General features: G+C 61.7%; 21 protein-coding genes and 1 pseudogene. 5 read left to right on the forward strand and 17 right to left on the reverse strand.

The genetic code is table 11. The features are described 5' to 3' along the window. Positions 1-54: 54 nt before the first annotated feature. The 6 genes from pheT to AC0L37_RS17485 all read right to left on the reverse strand — a co-directional run bounded on the left by pheT (position 55) and on the right by AC0L37_RS17485 (position 5,526). Entirely contained in the window at positions 55-2,475 is a 2,421-nt protein-coding gene (gene pheT / locus AC0L37_RS17460; protein ID WP_282222490.1) for a phenylalanine--tRNA ligase subunit beta, read from the reverse strand. Between the two features lie 12 nt (positions 2,476-2,487). Then, complete coding sequence (locus AC0L37_RS17465) at positions 2,488-3,120, reverse strand: DNA polymerase III subunit epsilon (protein WP_269371702.1); 633 nt, start codon at positions 3,118-3,120, stop codon at positions 2,488-2,490. Between the two features lie 2 nt (positions 3,121-3,122). Further along, positions 3,123-4,253 (reverse strand): phenylalanine--tRNA ligase subunit alpha, encoded by a 1,131-nt coding sequence (gene pheS / locus AC0L37_RS17470; protein WP_282222489.1) that lies wholly within the window; start codon positions 4,251-4,253, stop codon positions 3,123-3,125. A gap of 109 nt (positions 4,254-4,362) precedes the next feature. After that, on the reverse strand, positions 4,363-4,764 hold the full coding sequence (gene rplT, locus AC0L37_RS17475; protein ID WP_212659224.1) for a 50S ribosomal protein L20: 402 nt from the start codon (positions 4,762-4,764) through the stop codon (positions 4,363-4,365). 20 nt (positions 4,765-4,784) lie between these two features. After that, the gene (gene rpmI, locus AC0L37_RS17480) at positions 4,785-4,985 is read right to left on the reverse strand and encodes a 50S ribosomal protein L35 (protein ID WP_035099236.1); all 201 of its coding nucleotides are present in this window, start codon (positions 4,983-4,985) and stop codon (positions 4,785-4,787) included. Positions 4,986-5,145: 160 nt separating this feature from the next. Continuing rightward, positions 5,146-5,526 carry a hypothetical protein gene (locus tag AC0L37_RS17485; protein ID WP_282222488.1) on the reverse strand — a complete coding sequence of 127 codons (381 nt, stop codon included), beginning with the start codon at positions 5,524-5,526 and terminating at the stop codon, positions 5,146-5,148. A 278-nt stretch (positions 5,527-5,804) separates the two neighbouring features. Between AC0L37_RS17485 and AC0L37_RS17490 the strand changes: the two genes are divergently transcribed. Continuing rightward, a complete protein-coding gene (locus tag AC0L37_RS17490) occupies positions 5,805-6,125 on the forward strand; it encodes a hypothetical protein (protein ID WP_212659222.1) in 321 nt (106 codons plus the stop codon). 179 nt (positions 6,126-6,304) lie between these two features. Further along, positions 6,305-6,625: a hypothetical protein gene (locus AC0L37_RS17495; RefSeq protein WP_269371712.1), complete on the forward strand. Its 321-nt coding sequence runs from the start codon at positions 6,305-6,307 to the stop codon at positions 6,623-6,625. A 55-nt stretch (positions 6,626-6,680) separates the two neighbouring features. Here the strand turns inward: AC0L37_RS17495 and AC0L37_RS17500 are convergent, their stop codons facing one another. After that, on the reverse strand, positions 6,681-7,514 hold the full coding sequence (locus tag AC0L37_RS17500; protein ID WP_282222487.1) for a glycosyltransferase family 2 protein: 834 nt from the start codon (positions 7,512-7,514) through the stop codon (positions 6,681-6,683). Positions 7,515-7,635: 121 nt separating this feature from the next. Between AC0L37_RS17500 and AC0L37_RS17505 the strand changes: the two genes are divergently transcribed. Together AC0L37_RS17505 and AC0L37_RS17510 are read left to right on the forward strand one after the other, a co-directional pair. Then, positions 7,636-8,055: an Hsp20 family protein gene (locus tag AC0L37_RS17505; RefSeq protein ID WP_212660249.1), complete on the forward strand. Its 420-nt coding sequence runs from the start codon at positions 7,636-7,638 to the stop codon at positions 8,053-8,055. A gap of 16 nt (positions 8,056-8,071) precedes the next feature. Continuing rightward, positions 8,072-8,359, forward strand: a complete 288-nt coding sequence (locus tag AC0L37_RS17510) for a DUF1150 family protein (RefSeq protein WP_269371717.1) — start codon at positions 8,072-8,074, stop codon at positions 8,357-8,359. Between the two features lie 78 nt (positions 8,360-8,437). Here AC0L37_RS17510 and AC0L37_RS17515 read toward each other — a convergent pair whose 3' ends face one another. The 8 genes and pseudogenes from AC0L37_RS17515 to lnt form a co-directional block, all read right to left on the reverse strand. Then, a complete protein-coding gene (locus AC0L37_RS17515) occupies positions 8,438-8,905 on the reverse strand; it encodes a PTS sugar transporter subunit IIA (RefSeq protein ID WP_212660247.1) in 468 nt (155 codons plus the stop codon). A gap of 47 nt (positions 8,906-8,952) precedes the next feature. Beyond that, positions 8,953-9,522 carry a ribosome hibernation promotion factor gene (locus AC0L37_RS17520; RefSeq protein ID WP_212660246.1) on the reverse strand — a complete coding sequence of 190 codons (570 nt, stop codon included), beginning with the start codon at positions 9,520-9,522 and terminating at the stop codon, positions 8,953-8,955. A 233-nt stretch (positions 9,523-9,755) separates the two neighbouring features. Next, the gene (gene rpoN / locus AC0L37_RS17525; protein ID WP_473313554.1) at positions 9,756-11,267 is read right to left on the reverse strand and encodes an RNA polymerase factor sigma-54; all 1,512 of its coding nucleotides are present in this window, start codon (positions 11,265-11,267) and stop codon (positions 9,756-9,758) included. A 129-nt stretch (positions 11,268-11,396) separates the two neighbouring features. Further along, positions 11,397-12,128: pseudogene (gene lptB / locus AC0L37_RS17530) on the reverse strand (LPS export ABC transporter ATP-binding protein); the annotation flags it as partial. A 23-nt stretch (positions 12,129-12,151) separates the two neighbouring features. Next, positions 12,152-12,604 (reverse strand): LptA/OstA family protein, encoded by a 453-nt coding sequence (locus AC0L37_RS17535; protein WP_473313556.1) that lies wholly within the window; start codon positions 12,602-12,604, stop codon positions 12,152-12,154. Next, positions 12,601-13,254 (reverse strand): LPS export ABC transporter periplasmic protein LptC, encoded by a 654-nt coding sequence (locus AC0L37_RS17540; protein ID WP_269371723.1) that lies wholly within the window; start codon positions 13,252-13,254, stop codon positions 12,601-12,603. The genes AC0L37_RS17535 and AC0L37_RS17540 overlap by 4 nt, the downstream gene beginning before the upstream one ends. Next, positions 13,254-13,871, reverse strand: coding sequence for a ribonuclease D (locus AC0L37_RS17545; protein WP_282222486.1), 618 nt, complete (start codon positions 13,869-13,871; stop codon positions 13,254-13,256). The genes AC0L37_RS17540 and AC0L37_RS17545 overlap by 1 nt, the downstream gene beginning before the upstream one ends. An 80-nt stretch (positions 13,872-13,951) precedes the next feature. Next, positions 13,952-15,562 (reverse strand): apolipoprotein N-acyltransferase, encoded by a 1,611-nt coding sequence (gene lnt, locus AC0L37_RS17550; protein WP_282222485.1) that lies wholly within the window; start codon positions 15,560-15,562, stop codon positions 13,952-13,954. 167 nt (positions 15,563-15,729) lie between these two features. Here lnt and AC0L37_RS17555 point away from each other — a divergent pair, with 167 nt between their 5' ends. Continuing rightward, a complete protein-coding gene (locus tag AC0L37_RS17555) occupies positions 15,730-16,656 on the forward strand; it encodes a LysR family transcriptional regulator (RefSeq protein ID WP_212660239.1) in 927 nt (308 codons plus the stop codon). Here AC0L37_RS17555 and AC0L37_RS17560 read toward each other — a convergent pair. Then, positions 16,653-16,907, reverse strand: a complete 255-nt coding sequence (locus AC0L37_RS17560) for a LytTR family DNA-binding domain-containing protein (RefSeq protein WP_473313563.1) — start codon at positions 16,905-16,907, stop codon at positions 16,653-16,655. The genes AC0L37_RS17555 and AC0L37_RS17560 overlap by 4 nt on opposite strands. Beyond that, positions 16,853-17,428, reverse strand: a complete 576-nt coding sequence (locus tag AC0L37_RS17565) for a hypothetical protein (protein WP_473313565.1) — start codon at positions 17,426-17,428, stop codon at positions 16,853-16,855. The genes AC0L37_RS17560 and AC0L37_RS17565 overlap by 55 nt, the downstream gene beginning before the upstream one ends. Positions 17,429-17,443: the final 15 nt, after the last annotated feature.

Consider the following 17,443-nt stretch of genomic DNA (forward strand, 5'->3'; position numbering starts at 1 on the left):
CCCCACCCGACCTCCCCCTGCAGAGGGGGAGGAGTGGTGTTGTGTTTGTGGCGCCTAGGTGCGCAAAACGCCGCCGGTGGTTTTGGTGACGGCAGCGACGACAGCGGCCGAGACCTTGTCGATGTCCTCATCGGTCAGGGTCTTGTCAGTGGGCTGGATGGTCACCTCGATGGCAACCGATTTCTTGCCTTCGCCGACATGGCTGCCTTCGAAAACGTCAAAGATCGTCACATCCTTGATCAGTGCCTTGTCGGCGCCGCGGGCAGCGCGAAGGATGATGGCGGCGGAGACCGACGTATCGACGACAAAGGCAAAGTCGCGATTGAGCGGCATCAGGGATGAAAGCGCCAAAGCGGGCTTGGTCCTGGTGGCCTTCTTGCGTGGCTCGGGGATAGCATCGAGATCGATCTCGAAGGCGGCGACGGGGCCGTCAATGTCGAGCTCGGCCGCCATGGCGGGGTGCAGTTCGCCGAACCAGCCCAGCGTGACCTTGGGGCCCAGGGCAATGCGACCGCCGCGACCGGGATGGCTCCAGGCAGCGGGCTCGGAAAGCACCTGAACCTTGTCGATATCAACGCCAAGCGCATCAAGCGCTGCGGCGAGATCAGCCTTGGCGTCGAATACGTCGACGGGCTGGGCCTTGCCCGACCAGTGACGGCCTGCGCCGGTCAGCTTGGCCGAGCCGGTGCGAATGCCGGTCGCATAGGTATGCTGGCCTTCGGGGGCGTCGGACAGGAAGACCTGACCGACTTCGAAAATGCCCAGATCATCGGCGCCGCGATTGGCATTGCGGCGAGCAGCTGCCAGCAGCCCCGGCAACAGGGATGGGCGCATATCGGTCATGTCTGCGGCGATGGCATTGGCCAGTTGCAGGCTTTCCTGACCACCGCCAAACCGGGTGGCTTCGTCGTGGGAAATGAAGCTCCATGTCACCGCTTCATCCAAGCCCCGGGCGGCCAGCGCCCGACGGGCGATGCGGCGGCGGTTCTGGATGGTGGTGAGCATGCGCGGCGCGACATTGGTCAGGCGTGGCAGGGGTTCGACGGGCACATTGTCGACGCCAACCATGCGCATGACTTCCTCGACCAGATCGGCCTTGAGGGTCACATCGGGACGCCAGCTGGGCACCTTGGCGGAGAAGCTGTCGCCCTTGGCGGTCAACTCAAAACCGAGCTTGGAGAGGATGGCAGTGACAATCATGGGCTCGACGTCGAGACCGGTGAGGCGCTTGACCTCACTGAGCGGGAAATCGACCACGGTCTTGGCGTAAACGTCCTCGCCCGAAATGGCAGGCTCCATCGGCTCGCCACCACAGAGTTCGAGCACCAGACGGGTGGCCAGTTCCAGACCGGGGTCGGTCAAAGCGGGGTCAACATGGCGCTCAAGGCGATAGCGGGCGTCGGAAACAATGCCGGTCTTGCGGCCGGTGCGGGCGATCAGATCGGCGTCCCAGCTAGCGCATTCCATGAACAGGTTGACCGTCTCATCAGTGGTACCCGAGCGGATGCCCCCCATGATGCCACCCAGGCAGAGCGGGCCCTGATCGTCAGCGATGACAGTCATGGTCTCGTCGAGGGTGTAGGTCTTGTTGTCGAGCGCATCAAAGCTCTCATTGCGGGCATTGCGCAGCACGGGCTGGCCGACAATCTTGTCGGCGTCATAGGCGTGCAGGGGGCGGCCCCAGCCCAGCGAGACCAGATTGGTGATGTCGACAATGGTGTTGATGGGGCGCAGGCCGACAGCGCGCAGGCGCTGCTGCAGCCAGGCCGGAGAGGGGCCGTTCTTGACGCCCTTGATGTAGCGGCCGCCGAAGCGGCGAATGGTCTTTGGCTCATCGGCGCTGAACTGGTGCGGCAGCGGTGCGATAGGGCTTGGTCCCTTTGAGGGAACAGGCGACATGTCGGTGGTTTTGAGCGTGCCCAGACCATAGGCAGCCAGATCGCGGGCAATGCCATAAACACCAGTGGCGTCGCCACGATTGGGGGTGATCGAGATATCGAACACCACGCCATCAATGCCGGCATATTTGTCGTAGGGCACGCCGATAGGCGCATCTTCGGGCAGTTCGATAATGCCGTCATGATCCTCGGAGAGCTCGAGCTCGGCATCCGAGCACAGCATGCCGTTGGACACCTGGCCGCGGATGTTGCCCTTGCCGATGGTCATGTCCTTGCCCGGGATATAGGTGCCGGGGGCGGCAAAGACCGTCTTGAGGCCGGTGCGGGCATTGGGGGCACCGCAGACCACGTCGATGAGTTCACCCGTGCCGGCATCCACCTTGCACACGCGCAGCTTGTCGGCATTGGGGTGCTTTTCGGCGGAAACCACATGAGCGGTGACGAAGCTGGAAAAGGCCTTGCCCTGATCTTCCATGCCTTCGAGTTCGAGCCCGATCAGCGTCAGCGTCCTGCCGATTTCAGCGGCGGACGCGTCGGTGTCGAGGTGCTCCTTGAGCCAGTCGAGGGTGAATTTCATGAGATCAGCACCTTAGCGGAAGTCGCTCTTGCTGCCGGCAATCGGCGGCAGAGCGCGGGAAATTTTCATCAGTTCGACGAGCACATTGGCAAAGCCGCGGGCGTCGTCGATGGCTTTATGGGTATGGGCGATATGCCCGTAGAATTCGGCTGGCAGCTTGCTCATGCCCCAATCGGCATAAGGCGCGCCGCGCAAGGTGCCTGCCATGGTGTAGAGGCACACCCCGCCACCCTTGAAGATCTGGCGCTGGGCAAAGGGGCCGCCCAGCACGCGGGTATCGGCGAAATTGTCGAGATAGTGGTCCATCCAGAGCCCATCAAACATCATGGGCGCGGCGGCGAAGACACGGGGACCGGGCAGGCTTTCAACCCAGTCGGCAAAGCGCGGCATGACAATCTCGGCCGGTTCGGCTCCAGTCGTGGAGGCTTCCCAGGCTTCAGGCTGGGTGGCCCACCAGTCCATGGTGACCCGGTTCTGCACCTTGTCAGCGCGTGGCTGCAGCACCGCCTCGAACTCGCCATAGCGCTTGCCGTTCGCGTCGATGGCAACCGAAGCGAAGCTGAGCATCGAATTGTGCAAGGGCGTGGGGCCATCGCTTTCGATGTCGGTGACGACAAAAACCGGATTGGGCAGCGCGTCGGTCATGATCAGCTGCTCAGCCCGCCGAACAGGGTGGGCAGATCGAGCGGGCGGAAGCCGTAGTGGTCGATCCAGCGTTGATCGGCGTCAAAGAAGGCGCGCAGATCGGGCATGCCGTATTTGAGCATGGCGATGCGGTCGATACCGATGCCCCAGGCGAAGCCCTGATAGACGTCGGGGTCGAGCCCGGCATTGGCGATCACATTGGGGTGGACCATGCCGCAGCCGAGGATTTCGAGCCAGTCATTGCCCTCGCCGATCTTCACTTCGGCGCCGGAGCGATCGCACTGCACGTCCACTTCCATGGAGGGCTCGGTGAAGGGGAAGAAGCTGGGGCGGAAGCGCAGGGTGACGTTGGGCACCTCGAAATAGGCCTTGAGGAATTCCTCAAGCACCCAGCGCAGCTGGCCGATATGGCTGGACTTGTCGATCACCAGGCCTTCGACCTGATGGAACATGGGGGTGTGGGTCTGATCGCTGTCATTGCGATAGGTGCGGCCGGGCATCACCACGCGGATCGGCGGATCGATATGGGGGGTCAGATAGGCCGCGGCGGGCTTCTCATTGGTCTTTTGCATGACGCGCATCTGCACCGGGGAGGTGTGGGTGCGCAGCACCTTCCTGGTGCCATCCGCACCAGGCTTCATGAAGAAGGTATCGTGCATTTCGCGCGCCGGATGGCCTTCGGGGAAGTTCAATGCGGTGAAGTTGAGATAGTCGGTCTCGATATCGGGGCCTTCGGCGATCGAAAAACCCATGTCCGAGAAGATCGCGGTGATCTCGTCAATGGTCTGGCTGATCGGGTGAATGCGGCCGCGCGCTGTGGGCGCAGGCTGCAGCGGCAGGGTGATATCGACGGTCTCGGCCTTGAGCCGGGCATCGAGCGCTGCGGATTTGAGTTCTGTGCTCTTGGCCTCGACGAGCCCGGCAATTTCGAGTTTGAGGCCATTGATGGCCGGACCGGCGCTTTTGCGCTCTTCGGGAGCCATGGAGCCGAGCGAGGCAAGCAGCGCCGAGACGCTGCCCTTCTTGCCCAGCGCACTGACGCGGACGGTATCGAGCGCGGCCTCATCGGCAGCTGCGGCGATGGCAGCGCTGAGTTCGGTGCGCAGGGTGTCGATCTGGGTATCGAGGGACATTACTGAACTTCCAAAATTGCTGGGTGCGTTAGACCAAAACAAAACGCCCCGCGCCAGCCCAAAGGGCGGCGCAAGGCGTCAAAATCGACCTCAGCAGAGCTGGGGAGAGTTAGGCTGTGACGCGAGCGTGGGTAACAGTGTCCACGCTTTCGAGATACGCCAGAGCAGCCTTGGCCTTGGTGACCAGCACGGCGAACGCTTCAGGCTGGGTGATCGCGAGATCGCTCAGCACCTTACGATCGACAGCAATCTCAGCCTTGCTGAGGCCGTCGATAAATCGACCATAGGTCAGGCCGTGATCACGGACGGCAGCGTTGATACGCTGGATCCACAGAGCGCGGAAGTTGCGCTTCTTGATGCGACGATCGCGATACGCATACTGGCCGGCCTTTTCGACGGCCTGCTTGGCGATACGGATCGTAGACTTGCGACGGCCATAATAGCCTTCCGCAGCCTTGAGAACTTTTTTGTGACGGGCGTGATTGGTAACGCCTCTTTTAACGCGTGACATGTGTCAGCTTCCTTTCAGCGTTAGCGGTTGTACGGCATGTACCACTTGACCAGACCCTCGTCGCCCTTGGACAGGATCTTGGTACCGCGGTTCGTGCGGATGTACTTTGCGTTGTGGTTGATCAGGCGGTGGCGCTTGCCGGCGACGCCTGCCTTTACACGACCGGTCGCTGTGAAACTGAAACGCTTTTTGGCGCCAGATTTCGTCTTCATCTTGGGCATTTTGCGGGTCCTTATAACAGATCGGATGGATTTGGGCCCATCGCATTCAGAGATCGCCACGGCATGCCTTTTGGCCGGGCGATCCGGAGAAGTTGGCTCTATAGGCGGAAAGCGCAGGGCTGGCAAGAGCCTGGAGTGGACTCTGGGCGTCGATATGCAGCTAATCTGCGCGCCTGGACTGAAACGACATCGGCAGGCCGCCAGGCAGGCTGAGATAATAGATGCGCTCGCCATGCGCATCAACCGGACCAGAGGGCTCAAGGCCATTGGCGCGGGCTGTGGCGGCATAGGCGTCGGCATCATCGACAACCACCTGCAGCATGGTGCCGGCTGGCATGCCCTCGCCCTCGGGCCAGACTTCAACCCAGCTATTATCAGCGGCAGGAAAGATGGCGCCGGTAAAGCCGTCCTGGTTGCCCGGCAGGCCGAACTTGGTCAGATCCAACTGCGGCATGGCCAGACCATTGCCGAATATTGCGGCCATGGCTGATGCGTGTTCGGGCGCGGCGACATGACAGAAGCGCAGTCCAAGAACGGTCATTGTCTTCTCCTGACGACATTGAAGAGTAATCCAATCACGTTTGGTCTGCGTTATCCACTTGTGCAGCTGCCGGAGCCAATCAAGCAAATCCGCCGCCGCACATTTTTCTCCTCCCCCGAACATTCCTGCAGAGCCCCGGCCCGCGGGAACTTTATCGACATTATCACGCGGGAGTGTTCAGTTTTTTTGAACATGGCTGAAACTTTCAGGGGGTGCTGTGCGTAATTCCTCCCGAGATCGCAACTGACCTCCACCAAGCGTTACAAAGGAATTTTGCTATGAACATGATCAAGATCGCCGCCCTGACCGCAACACTGCTCGCCGGCGCTTCGACCGCCGCTTTGGCTTCGAACCCCTATGACGTGATGAGCGGCATCAGCTCGCTGAGCGCCATCCAGGAAGCCTCGAGCGCAACCGTGCTCAAGGTCAATGAGAATGAAGCCCACTCGCTGGCCTTCAACAATGACCCAGCCGCCGTAAAGGCACGCGTGCAGAACAACAAGTGGCTGATGGAGACCATTGAGCGTCAGGGCTATACCCTCGAGCAGATCGTCGGCGTCAGCGGCGAAGAGAACAGCCTGACCCTCTACGCACTCTAAGAGCCCGGGCCAAATCGGTCAGCGCAATGGGCTGACCACACTGCCCGACGACCCCGCGTCGTCGCCCACTTCAACCTCAGCATGACGCCTAGCGTACCGACCTCCCCTCCCGGGTCGACGGAAGGCCCTTTGTGGCCCGCGCGAACGCGTCATGCCCCCTCAAGCGAAGGAAAATTACTATGAACATGATCAAGATTGCCGCCCTGACCGCAACATTGCTTGCCGGCGCCTCGACCGCTACGCTGGCTTCGAACCCCTATGACGTGATGAGCGGTATCAGCTCGCTGAGCGCCATCCAGGAAGCCTCGAGCGCAACCGTGCTCAAGGTCAATGAAAACGAAGCCCACTCGCTGGCCTTCAACAACGACCCAGCCGCCGTCAAGGCACGCGTGCAGAACAATAAGTGGTTGATGGAAACCATTGAACGTCAGGGCTACACGCTGGACCAGATCGTCGGTGTCAGCGGCGAAGAGAACAGCCTGACCCTCTACGCACTCTAAGATCAGCGTAGACCAAATGCTGGCCGGCTCCCTTGGGGGCCGGCCTTTGCTGTCCTCAGCGCAGCCGGGGCTCGAGGTGATCCTCGAACAGCAGGCCGGGCTGGCGGGCCAGAGCGGGCGGATAAAGCGGCTCTGCGGCCAGGGAAATCTCGAGAAATTTCTCCAGCCCGGCGACATCTTCGGCTGGCAGACCATAGGCGCCAGCACGCAGGCGCCGCAGAATGGTGGCTTTGGAGGCCATCATGCCCGCGGTCACATTGGCGCCATTACTCATGGATGCGCTGCGCTTGATGTAGTCGTGCAGCGGGGTGCCCAGATGGTAGGAGTGCGGCACGCTGGTATAGAGCTGCAACAGGAATTCGAGATCGGTCATGTTGCTCATGGTGGGATCATAGCGGCCGTCGGCGCGGCGCCGATCCCAGACCAGCATGGAATCCATGGAAAGGCTGACCCATTTGTGCTGGCCCGGGTCCAGCGCACGATCGGGCCCCTGCCCGACAAGCCGCAAATGGTTGAACTGCTCGTCCATAACATCGAGCGCTGTGGTGACGATAGCGTGCTCGGCCAGCGCGGCAACCGCCAGCTCGAGCTTTTGCGGCTTGAGCCGGTCATCGGCGTCCAGAATGGCCGCATAGGGTGTGCTGATCTGTTCAAGCGCCACATTGCGCGCATTGGAGGCACCACGGCCCAAGCCACCACTGGTTATGTGCATGATCCGGGAATCGCGGATGCCGGCATCCGCCAGCACGGCGGCATAGTCTTCGCCGTCATCGGCAATGATCCAGAGCTGCCAATCGGGGTGGGTCTGGCCGATCACGCTGGCCACGGTGGTCCCGATTGTGGCGTGGGCCTCATAGGCTGGCGTGATGACGGACACAGTCTGGGACATGAGACGAATTCCTTGACCTTGAACGGCGCGCGCTCCAGGTCCCATATTTCTTGCAGACGCGCGATGCCACTGCAATCGGGTCGCGCGTTGGTACGTTGCTTGACGATCAAGGACGGCTTGTATGTCGCGTATTTCGGTGTTTTCCGCCCCATTTCTCCTCGGCTTTGACAGTTTTGAGGAGCGTGTCGATCGGTTGGCCAAATCCGCCGACGGCTATCCGCCCTATAATATCGAGCGCACTGTTGATGCGCAGGGCACCGAGCAGTTTCTGGTGTCCATCGCCGTTGCCGGTTTTGGCGCTCATGAGCTGGACGTGATGGCTGAAGACAGCCAGATCGTGGTGCGTGGCAAGCAGCAGGATGAGGCGGGACGCGAGTTCCTGCACAGGGGTATTGCCGCACGGCAATTCCAGCGCTCGTTCCTGCTGGCCGACGGAATGATCGTCAAGGATGCAACTTTAGGGCATGGTATGCTCGTTATTGCTATCGAGCGCCCGCTGACGACCAAGGTTGCCCGCCGTATCGAAATTCGCTCAGTCTGAGGAAAGGGCCGACACTATGTATGAAAAAAGAAACGACGAGGCCGTAGCAGATCACGTCATTCATCCGCTCAAGGACCTGACCCGCGCGCAGTTCGCGGCGCTGGGCGGCGATGCGGTTGCGTATCTGCGACCCGTGACTGGCGCCGTGCTGGGCACACTGATTACTGACGCAGAGTTCGAGGCGTCAGCCGAATATCAGCTTTTGATGTCCGCCGATGGCACACCGCTGCTGGTGACCGACACGGCCGATGCGGTCAGCGAGTGGCTTGGCGAAACCAATCTGGGCCTGGCCACGCTGCACTAGCCCACCAATTTTCGCACGACATGAAAAAGCCCTCCGGCACTGCGCGCCGGAGGGCTTTTGTGATTCATGGGCAGCCAATCAGGCGGCGTAGTGCGTGGCCAGTGGTTCGGTCAGCACGGCATGCAGCCGGTCCGGATCGCTGAGACGGCGCAGATCCTCAACCACCGACTCGGTGCGCAGCAAACGGGCCACGCGCGAGAGGGCCTTGAGATGATCGGCGCCGGCCCCGGTGGGGGCCAGCAACATGATCACCAGATCGACCGGTTGATCGTCGACAGCGTCGAACTCGATAGGCTGTTCAAGCCGGGCAAACAGCGCGGTAACGCCGTTCAGGCCGGCAATCTTGCCATGCGGAATCGCGATGCCATTGCCCAGGCCAGTCGAGCCAAGTTCCTCGCGGCCAGTGATGGCATCGAGGAGTTCAGCCTTGGGGTGCCCGGTCAGTTCAGCAGCACGTTCAGCAAGAACTTCGAATAGCTGGCTTTTTGCTGTTATGTCCGTGCAGAACAGCACGGCGCGCTCAGCCAGAATATCGGCCAATTCCATTCAAATCGCCTTGAGATCAACTTCGCTAGATGTGGCGCTGGCGCGGGTTAATTCGCGCCCAAGGCCGGATCAATCCAGCCTATATTGCCATCGGTGCGGCGGTAGACCACATTCAGCCCACCATGTCCAGCATGGCGGAACATCACGACTTGGCTACCGGTAAGGTCCAGTTCCATCACAGCTTCTTCGACGCTGAGCTGGCGCAGGCTCTTGGTGCTCTCGGCAATCACCGGTGGCGCGTAGTCGGCATCGAGCTCATCAAACTGTGATCCCGAATCGAGGACGGTATATTGGGCGGTCAGATCGCCGCCATTGACGCCGCGGCGGTGCTGCTTGAGCTTGCGGTTGTAGCGGCGCAGACGCTTTTCGATATTGAGCGCCATGACTTCATAGGCGGCCGTGGGTTCACCGCCCTGGGCACTGGCCTGCAGGGTCGCGCCGGAATCAAGGTGAACCACGCAATCAGCGCGGAAACCGATACCATCGGGTGTGAGGGTTAGATGCCCGTCATAGCCACCGTCGAAATACTTGCCGACGACGGCGTCGAAGTGGTCCTCGGCTTTACCGCGGAGAGCTTCGCCGACATCCATGTTCTTTCCCGAAACGCGTAAGGTCATGGCTTCTTTTCCTTCTTGTCGTTGTGCGACGCGAGGATCTCCGAAAGCCGTTCCCGGTTTTCGGGATCACGCCTGCCGCCTACCCCATTGATATGGGCATGCGACCACCATGATGCTAGACCTGCGCGCGCCACCGGTGCAATGCGCAAACCCCCGATCTGGTTTGTTTATGTTTTGGACTTCGCCCGAAAATAGCCTTAACTTACGCGAGCGAATTCGCCCGGCGCAGTACCTCAGGCCATTTGCTGCTCATTCTTCTTCTGACGCCGCCGCATGACCGAGGACGGGATGTTCATCCCCTCGCGGTATTTGGCGACCGTACGGCGGGCGACATCGATGCCCTGCTCCTGCTTGAGCATGTCGGCAATGGTGTCATCGCTGAGCACGGCCGTGACCAGTTCGGCATCGATGAGCTGCTTGATGCGATGGCGTACCGTTTCGGCAGAATGATCGACACCACCATCGCTCGAGGCGATCGCGGTAGTGAAGAAATACTTCATTTCATAGAGGCCGCGCGGGGTGGCGATGTATTTGTTGGCCGTCACCCGGCTGACAGTGGATTCGTGCATGTCGATGGCTTCGGCCACCATGCGCAGCGTCATGGGCTTGAGATGGGCGATGCCGTGGGTCAGAAAACCATCCTGCTGGCGCACGATTTCAGCTGACACCTTGAGAATGGTCTGGGCGCGCTGATCGAGGCTTTTGGTCAGCCAGTTGGCCGTGGCCAGACAATCGGAGAGGAAGCTCTTTTCAGCTGGCGCCCGGGTCTGCTTGGTGACCGTGGCGTAGTAGACGCGATTGACCAGAACGCGGGGCAGCACCTCGCTGTTGAGCTCGATCTGCCAGGCACCATCGGGGCCACGGCGGACAAATACATCAGGCACCACGGTCTCGACCGGGCCGCTGTCGAAGGCCAGGCCGGGGCGCGGATCCAGATTGCGCAATTCGGCCAGCATGTCGGCCAGATCTTCGCGGTCGCAGCCAATGGCGCGCATCAGGCCGATCTTGTCATGCTCGGTGACCATGGCCAGATTATCGAGCAGTTTGAGCATCATGGGATCAAGACGGTCCTGCTCGCGCAGCTGAATGGCCAGGCATTCGGGGACGGACCGGGCAAATACGCCAACCGGGTCACAGCCCTGCAGCGCCTCGAGCACAGCTTCAATGTCGCCCATTTCGGCGCCCAGCTGTTCGGCCAGGGCATCGAGATCAATAGCGAGATAGCCCGCTTCATTGAGGCCATCGATCAAGTGCCGCGCGATCAGCCGGTCAGCAGCGGTGCGCAGAATGAGATTGGACTGGGCTTCGAGATGCTCGCTCAGCACCGGGCGCGAGGCGACGAACTGATCGATGTCGGGCGCTTCGCCGCTTTCGCTGGCGCCATTGCGATCAAGCCGACTGGCGGGGTTAAGCTGATCCTGGGCACTCTGATCGGGGAAGACATTCTCGACGGCGGTATCATAGCCATCAGCGATGGAATCGGCATCCTGAATGCGGTCGCCGCGATCAACGGTGTCTTCGTAAGCGGTGATTTCGGTGGAGCGTTCAACGGCTTCGCCGGGCTCGGCGTCGGCGGGTTCGGCGCCGTCCTCGCGTTCGAGCAGCGGATTGCGCAGCAGTTCATCCTCAACGAAGTTGTTGAGCTCAAGATGGCTGAGCTGCAACAGACGGATGGACTGCATCAGTTGCGGCGTCAGCGTCAGGCTTTGGGCCTGACGGAATTCAAGACGCGGCGAAAGAGCCATTCAGCTTAGACCTCTAGCGCAAATTCGACCAAAAACGGCCGCTTCCCAGCGCGGACCATGCCTGAAAATCGCGCCTCGAACAAGGTTGGCGGCAAAATCCGTGCCAAGTCAGATCACGGCGCTGTTACGTCAGATCTGGAAATTCTCGCCCAGATAGACACGGCGTGCATCGGGATCGGCGCTGATGGTGTCGGGGCGACCCTGGATCATCACCTTGCCGCCGTGGATGACATAGGCCCGATCGACCAGACCCAGGGTTTCGCGCACGGCGTGATCGGTGATGAGCACGCCAATGCCCCGTTCCGTGAGCTGGCGCACAAGGCCTTTGACCTCGGCCACGGCAATGGGGTCCACACCTGCAAAGGGTTCATCGAGCAGCATGAAGGCGGGGTCGGCCGCCAGAGCGCGCGCCAGTTCAACGCGACGGCGTTCGCCGCCTGAAAGCGCCAGCGCATTGGCCTTGGCCAGATGCTGAATGGAGAATTCCTCCAAGAGCGAATTCAGGCGCGCCTTGCGGGCTGCCCGGCCACTGACGTGATTTTCCAGCACGGCCAGAATATTGCCGCTGACGGTCAGGCCGCGAAAAATCGAGGGCTCCTGCGGCAGATAGCCAATCCCGAGCTGACCGCGCTGAAACAGCGGCAGGTGCGTGATGGCGCGGCCATCAAGCTGGATGGAGCCGGCATCGGGTTTGACCAGACCCATGATCATGGTGAAGACCGTGGTCTTGCCTGCGCCATTGGGCCCGAGCAGGCCAACGGCCTCGCCGCGCCGCACGGCAATGGACACATCGCGCACCACGACCCGCTTGCCAAAACTCTTGGCGAGGCTGTGGGCGACCAGCCATCCGGTCTGGTCGAGACGCGGCTTGGTTTGCGGATCGGTCATTGCGAGGTAAAAATCCCGGTGACCCGGCCATTCTGGCCGCTGGTAAAGGTGGAGACATTGGTCGCCAGATTGACCACCAGTTCATCGGAATTGACGGTACCGCCCTCATTGACCACGATCACGTTGCCGGTCAGGCGCAGCAATTGATCACCGGGGGTGAAGACAGCGCGCTGGCCGGTAGCGGTCTGTTCGGAGGTTTCCAATTTGACGTCGCCGGTGGCTTCGAAGGTCTTGATGTCGGAGGTGCCGCCCGCGCCGTAGGTGGCGACAACCTTGGGGGCCCAAACGGTCACCGTGGGGTGAACAACCACGACATTGCCAGTGAACACGGCGGTGCTGGTCGCCTCATCAATGCTGAACAGGTCAGCCGTGATGTTGACCTTTTGCTGGGCAAAGGCCGGGCCGGCCAGCATGGCCAGGGCAAGGAAAGCGAACGTGCGCAGCATCATGGTGTGTCGGATCCGGGCGTAGAGGGCAGGGTGACGTTCGCATTGGAGAATGTCCAGACCGCCTGGGTGGCGTCATAGGTCATGCCCACACCATCCAGGGTCGAACCATCGGCATAATCGATATGGACGGCGCCGCGCCCGACCAGAGTCTGGGTGGCGTAATCAAAAACAGAATCAATAATGGTGCCGGTGGTGCCGGTGGATTCGGCAATTTCTGCGAGCCCGACGATGGTTACGGTCTCGGCGCCGGTATCGAGCATGGCGTGACGGGCATTGATGCGAGTTTCCACGCCATTGGTGCGCACCATGGACAGGATGCCCTGCGTCAAGGCGATCTGGTCGGTCGCATCAATCGAGGCCTGTGCTTGTTCCGCCCAGACGCGATAGGTGGTGCCGTTGTCCAGCACCCCGGAATATTCCGGAGTCTCGATGGAGACGCTGTCACGGGTGACTTCGATGCGCCCGACGCCGAAGCGGCTGGTCAGGCTCGAGACATAGATCTGGCCGAGCAGCGACACCAGAACCAACACGCCCAGAGCAGGCACGCCGACGCGCAGGATCGCCACAATACGATTGCGGGCTTCCAGGCGCCGGTAGATGGCCTGGCGCTGAGCGGCGTCGGCCTGCAGGTTCATCGCCGCTGCCGCCATCAGCTATGCGCAAAGATGTCGGTTTCGCTCCAGCCGAGCAGATCAAGTTCGCTGCGCGTCTTGAGGAATTCAAAGCAGGCCTGAGCGATCTCGGTACGGTTTTCGCGGGCCAGCATGCGATCCAGATGCCGCTTGAGATCGTGCAGGTAGAGCACGTCGGAAGCGGCATATTCGAGCTGGGCTTCGCTGAGCTTGTCGGTGCCCCAGTCCGAGCTCTGCTGCTGCTTGGACAGATCCACGCTGAGCAGTTCGCGCGCCAGCTCCTTGAGTCCATGGCGATCAGTATAGGTGCGGACCAGCTTGGAGGCGATCTTAGTGCAATAGATGGGGCCGGTGACCACGCCAAAACGATTGCGCAAGGCGGCGACATCAAAGCGCGCATAGTGGAAAATCTTGGTGACCCTGGGGTCGGCGAGCAGCTTGACCAGATTGGGCGCTTCGCTGGCATTCTGGGGAATCTGGACCACATCGGCACTGCCATCGCCGGGCGACAGCTGGACCACGCAAAGGCGGTCGCGATGGGGGTTCAGGCCCATGGTTTCGGTGTCGATGGCCACTTCACGCCCGTCATAATTGGACAGGTTGGGCAAGTCGCCACGGTGCAGTCGGATAGCCATGAAAGGTCTCGCAAAATAGGTTCTATCCCTGATGCCACAGCATCAAGGCATTGGAAAGGCTGGGCAGGCCACCGCGCAGCCTAGAGTGGCTGCTTTCGGCGGCGATGCACCAGAACCGAGAGGCCCAGTCCGAGCAGCAGGGCGACGAGCAGGGGCCAGTAGCGCAACTGGGCGAAGGGTGTGGCGGGCAGGCGCTCATAAGGGCTGACATCAAGCGCGGCCATTTGCAGTGGCGCGAGCTGGGCGGTGACACGACCGAGCGGGTCGGTGGCAAAGGTCAGCCCGGAATTGGCCGCGCGGATCAAACTCATGCCCTCTTCGACGGCACGCACGCGGGCGTGATGGGCATGCTGGGCCGGGCCGATGGAGGCTTCGAACCAGGCGTCATTGGTGATGTTGAAGAGAAACTGGGCATTGGCCGCGTCGCCCAGATCGCCAGAGAACAGGATCTCATAGCAGATCAGCGCCAACAGGCTGGGCGTGTTGGGCAGGCTCATCAGGCGACGGCGGGCATCGCCATGGCTCCAACCCTCGGCGCCGGGCACGAACTGCTTAATGCCCAACTGGGCAAAGAAGGGACCAAAGGGCAGGAATTCGCCAAACGGCACCAGATGGGATTTGTCATAGCTGGCGATGACTTCGCCATTGGTGTCGATGGCCAGAATCGCATTGAAGGGCGGGGCCGAAGCCAAGGTGGAGCCCGGCTCATATTGCTGACGGGGCGCACCCGCGAGCAGGGTTGCGCCTTCGGGCAGCAGACGGGCAATGCGGGCCAATGCCTCGGGATAGGTGGACAGGAAGAACGGCAGGCTGGATTCGGGCCAGACCAGAAGATCGATATCGGCCAGTCCCTGATCGTTGGGGTCCATGCGCATGTCCGAGAGCATCAGCAGGCGATCGATCAGCGCGACAGGATCGGCATTGCTCCAGTCGGCATGCTCATAGACCAGCGGCTGCACCAGCCGCATGGCGGTATCGGTGCGTTCGGTCACGACCGTATTGGCCAGACGATTGTGCCCATAGCCGAGTTGGCCGGCGATGACGGCCACGGCAATAAAGAAGGGCAGCAGGCGGCGGCTGAGGCTACGCTCATCGGCGGGCCAGATCAGCGCGGGGGTCATGGCGATCAGGGCGGCGACCAGGGTGAGCCCGTAAATACCGATGACCGAGGTGATCTGCATCATCTCGTCATTGGGGGTCAGCGCATAGCCGAGCAGATCAAAGGGGAAGCCGGTCAGGACATGGCCGCGCGCCCATTCGGCAATGGTGAGGAATGTTGCCAGGGTGACGACACGCCAGGGGCCATGGGACCACAGCAGATGCGCGGCGGCGCTGGCGAGACCCCAGAACACGGCGATCATGGCGGCCAGCGCCAGGATGGCGAACGGCATGATGGCCAGCATGACGCCGCCGTCGACGAAAAAGGCGGCGCCCAGCCAATGGAAGGCGACGATGAAATAACCCCAGCCAAAGGCGAAGCCGATGGAAAAGGCCGGACCAAACAGGCGGCGCCAACCCCGCGTGGTCTCGGCGCCATCCAGGCTCCAGATCCAGATGGGGAAGGCAATGAACAGCGCGGGCAGCACAAACAGCGGCGGCACGGACAGGCCAGCCAGCGCGCCGGCGATCAAAAGCAGCAGAAAACGCCGCCAGCCATGGCTCAACATGGCAGTTTCAGCGAGCCAGGTCATTGCGGTTTACTCAGCGAATCAGGGCGCATGTGGCCAAGCTGGCTGGTGCGGCCCAGAGCGTCAAGGCAGCGGTCATTCTGACGCATGGCTGCTTGGGTTCCGCATTGGATAAGCCAATGCTAGGCTTGAATAATCGAACTGTGTGGACACCGGGATAAGGCGGACCGATGGACCTCGACCAGCTCAGAACCTTTGACCGAATTGTGCGGGAACAGAGTTTCACGCGCGCCGCGGCTCACCTCAACATCACCCAGGCGACGGCGTCGATGCGGATGCGGGCGCTGGAGGGGCTGTTGGGGGTGACCCTGTTCCGGCGCGGTCGCACGGTGACGCTGACCGATCAGGGCATGACCTTTCTGCCCTATGCCCGGCGTATTATCGGTACGGCACAAGAGGGGCGCGAGGCGCTGCGGCGGGTTGAACGCGGGCGGATCGCCATCGCCTCGCTGCGCAGTCTGGTGACGCCGCTGATCACCGAACCCTTGCTGCGGTTTCAGGCTAAATATCCAGGCGTTGATGTGGTGGTTAATGAAGGCCGCCAATCGCAGATCGCGGCCATGCTGCATGAGCGCGACGTGGAAATGGGCATATTGTGCTGGCCCAATATCGACCCGCTCGTGGTTGATCTGGTGCCCCTATTGGTAATGCGCGAGCGCGTGCCGCTGGTGGTGTCGCCCGAGATCGCCGCGCGCCTGCCGGCCACGCCGAGCATTGAAGAGGTGCTGGCGTTGGTGCCCCGGGTGATTTCGCTGCGCTGGTGGCAGGCAGAACCGGAAACGGCGGCCGCTCTGGTGAGGCTGGCCAAGACCAGCGTGGAACTGCCCACCGGGCCGGCGCGCCGGCTGGCGATCAAGGGCGAAGGACTGGGTTTTTTTGTCAGCTCGGCCATTGCCGATGATGTGGCTGCGGGGCGGCTGGTGGAGATCGCGCCGACCAATTTCGAGCCGCTGCATCGCGACACTGCCATGGTGGTGCGTTCCACCGCCGCGCTGGAGCGGGTCATGCTTGCTGATTTCGTGGCCGAGATCGCCCGCGAATGCGCCGATGTCGGGATGATCGTGGAAAACCGGCTGGCCGAAACAACCAAGAGTTAAGGCAACAGGCCGGCGGCGCGGGCCGCGGGCAGATAGCTGCGACTGACTGGCACCAGCGTGCCATTTTCGAGTTCCAGCATCGGCTTGCCGGACTGGCGCAGCCCGCGCTTGACCCCATTGAGCGCCACCCAGTGGGAGCGGTGCACCTGCAAGCCTGGCTGGGGTGCGGTTTCGGCGATGGCATCGGAGAGCCGCATCAGCACCAGTTCATGGCCCTTGTCGGTGGTGACATCGACATAGTGATCCGCCACCGCCAGGTGCAGCAACCGGCCGCGCGTGGCATGGGGCAGGCGCGCCAGCAAGGCAGGAGGCGCGGCCTGCTCAGCCGGCTCAGCGGGGCGGTTGCGCCGGCACCGAGCACATGGGAGGCCACCGTGATGCCCAGCGCTATGAGCGGGCAATAGACCAGCAGCGTCGCCAGACCGATCAACTCGCCGCCCGTGGGGCCGAAGGTGAGCAGGTTGATGACAATGACAAACAGCGCAATGGGGATGCCGGGCAACAGGCCGGTGAGCAGGAAATGGCGCCACAGCGGCCCCCGACCCAGCCACGCCTCAAAGAAGATGGCGCAGCAAAAGCCGATGGCGTAGCTGCCCGCAGCGATAGCGAACCAATAGAGCAGACGCGGCAGCACCGAGACATATTGAAAGGTATTGAACGGGCCAACCAGACCGATCAGCGCCCCTACCAGCGCAATGCCGAGCCAGGTCCGTCCATTGCTGAAATGGGCCTGCGTTCTACGCAGCGTGAAATGCAGGGGGCCGTCGTTCACGTATTGAAAGCTCCA

This window comes from Devosia sp. J2-20 (genome assembly GCF_055808475.1).

Bases quoted from the DNA above. Each gene is read 5' to 3' on its own strand.
- pheT (WP_282222490.1), bottom strand. From the start codon at position 2,475: ATGAAATTCACCCTCGACTGGCTCAAGGAGCACCTCGACACCGACGCG.
- AC0L37_RS17465 (WP_269371702.1), bottom strand. From the start codon at position 3,120: ATGACCGACGCGCTGCCCAATCCGGTTTTTGTCGTCACCGACATCGAA.
- pheS (WP_282222489.1), bottom strand. From the start codon at position 4,253: ATGTCCCTCGATACCCAGATCGACACCCTGCGCACCGAACTCAGCGCT.
- rplT (WP_212659224.1), bottom strand. From the start codon at position 4,764: ATGTCACGCGTTAAAAGAGGCGTTACCAATCACGCCCGTCACAAAAAA.
- rpmI (WP_035099236.1), bottom strand. From the start codon at position 4,985: ATGCCCAAGATGAAGACGAAATCTGGCGCCAAAAAGCGTTTCAGTTTC.
- AC0L37_RS17485 (WP_282222488.1), bottom strand. From the start codon at position 5,526: ATGACCGTTCTTGGACTGCGCTTCTGTCATGTCGCCGCGCCCGAACAC.
- AC0L37_RS17490 (WP_212659222.1), top strand. From the start codon at position 5,805: ATGAACATGATCAAGATCGCCGCCCTGACCGCAACACTGCTCGCCGGC.
- AC0L37_RS17495 (WP_269371712.1), top strand. From the start codon at position 6,305: ATGAACATGATCAAGATTGCCGCCCTGACCGCAACATTGCTTGCCGGC.
- AC0L37_RS17500 (WP_282222487.1), bottom strand. From the start codon at position 7,514: ATGTCCCAGACTGTGTCCGTCATCACGCCAGCCTATGAGGCCCACGCC.
- AC0L37_RS17505 (WP_212660249.1), top strand. From the start codon at position 7,636: ATGTCGCGTATTTCGGTGTTTTCCGCCCCATTTCTCCTCGGCTTTGAC.
- AC0L37_RS17510 (WP_269371717.1), top strand. From the start codon at position 8,072: ATGTATGAAAAAAGAAACGACGAGGCCGTAGCAGATCACGTCATTCAT.
- AC0L37_RS17515 (WP_212660247.1), bottom strand. From the start codon at position 8,905: ATGGAATTGGCCGATATTCTGGCTGAGCGCGCCGTGCTGTTCTGCACG.
- AC0L37_RS17520 (WP_212660246.1), bottom strand. From the start codon at position 9,522: ATGACCTTACGCGTTTCGGGAAAGAACATGGATGTCGGCGAAGCTCTC.
- rpoN (WP_473313554.1), bottom strand. From the start codon at position 11,267: ATGGCTCTTTCGCCGCGTCTTGAATTCCGTCAGGCCCAAAGCCTGACG.
- AC0L37_RS17535 (WP_473313556.1), bottom strand. From the start codon at position 12,604: ATGATGCTGCGCACGTTCGCTTTCCTTGCCCTGGCCATGCTGGCCGGC.
- AC0L37_RS17540 (WP_269371723.1), bottom strand. From the start codon at position 13,254: ATGGCGGCAGCGGCGATGAACCTGCAGGCCGACGCCGCTCAGCGCCAG.
- AC0L37_RS17545 (WP_282222486.1), bottom strand. From the start codon at position 13,871: ATGGCTATCCGACTGCACCGTGGCGACTTGCCCAACCTGTCCAATTAT.
- lnt (WP_282222485.1), bottom strand. From the start codon at position 15,562: ATGACCTGGCTCGCTGAAACTGCCATGTTGAGCCATGGCTGGCGGCGT.
- AC0L37_RS17555 (WP_212660239.1), top strand. From the start codon at position 15,730: ATGGACCTCGACCAGCTCAGAACCTTTGACCGAATTGTGCGGGAACAG.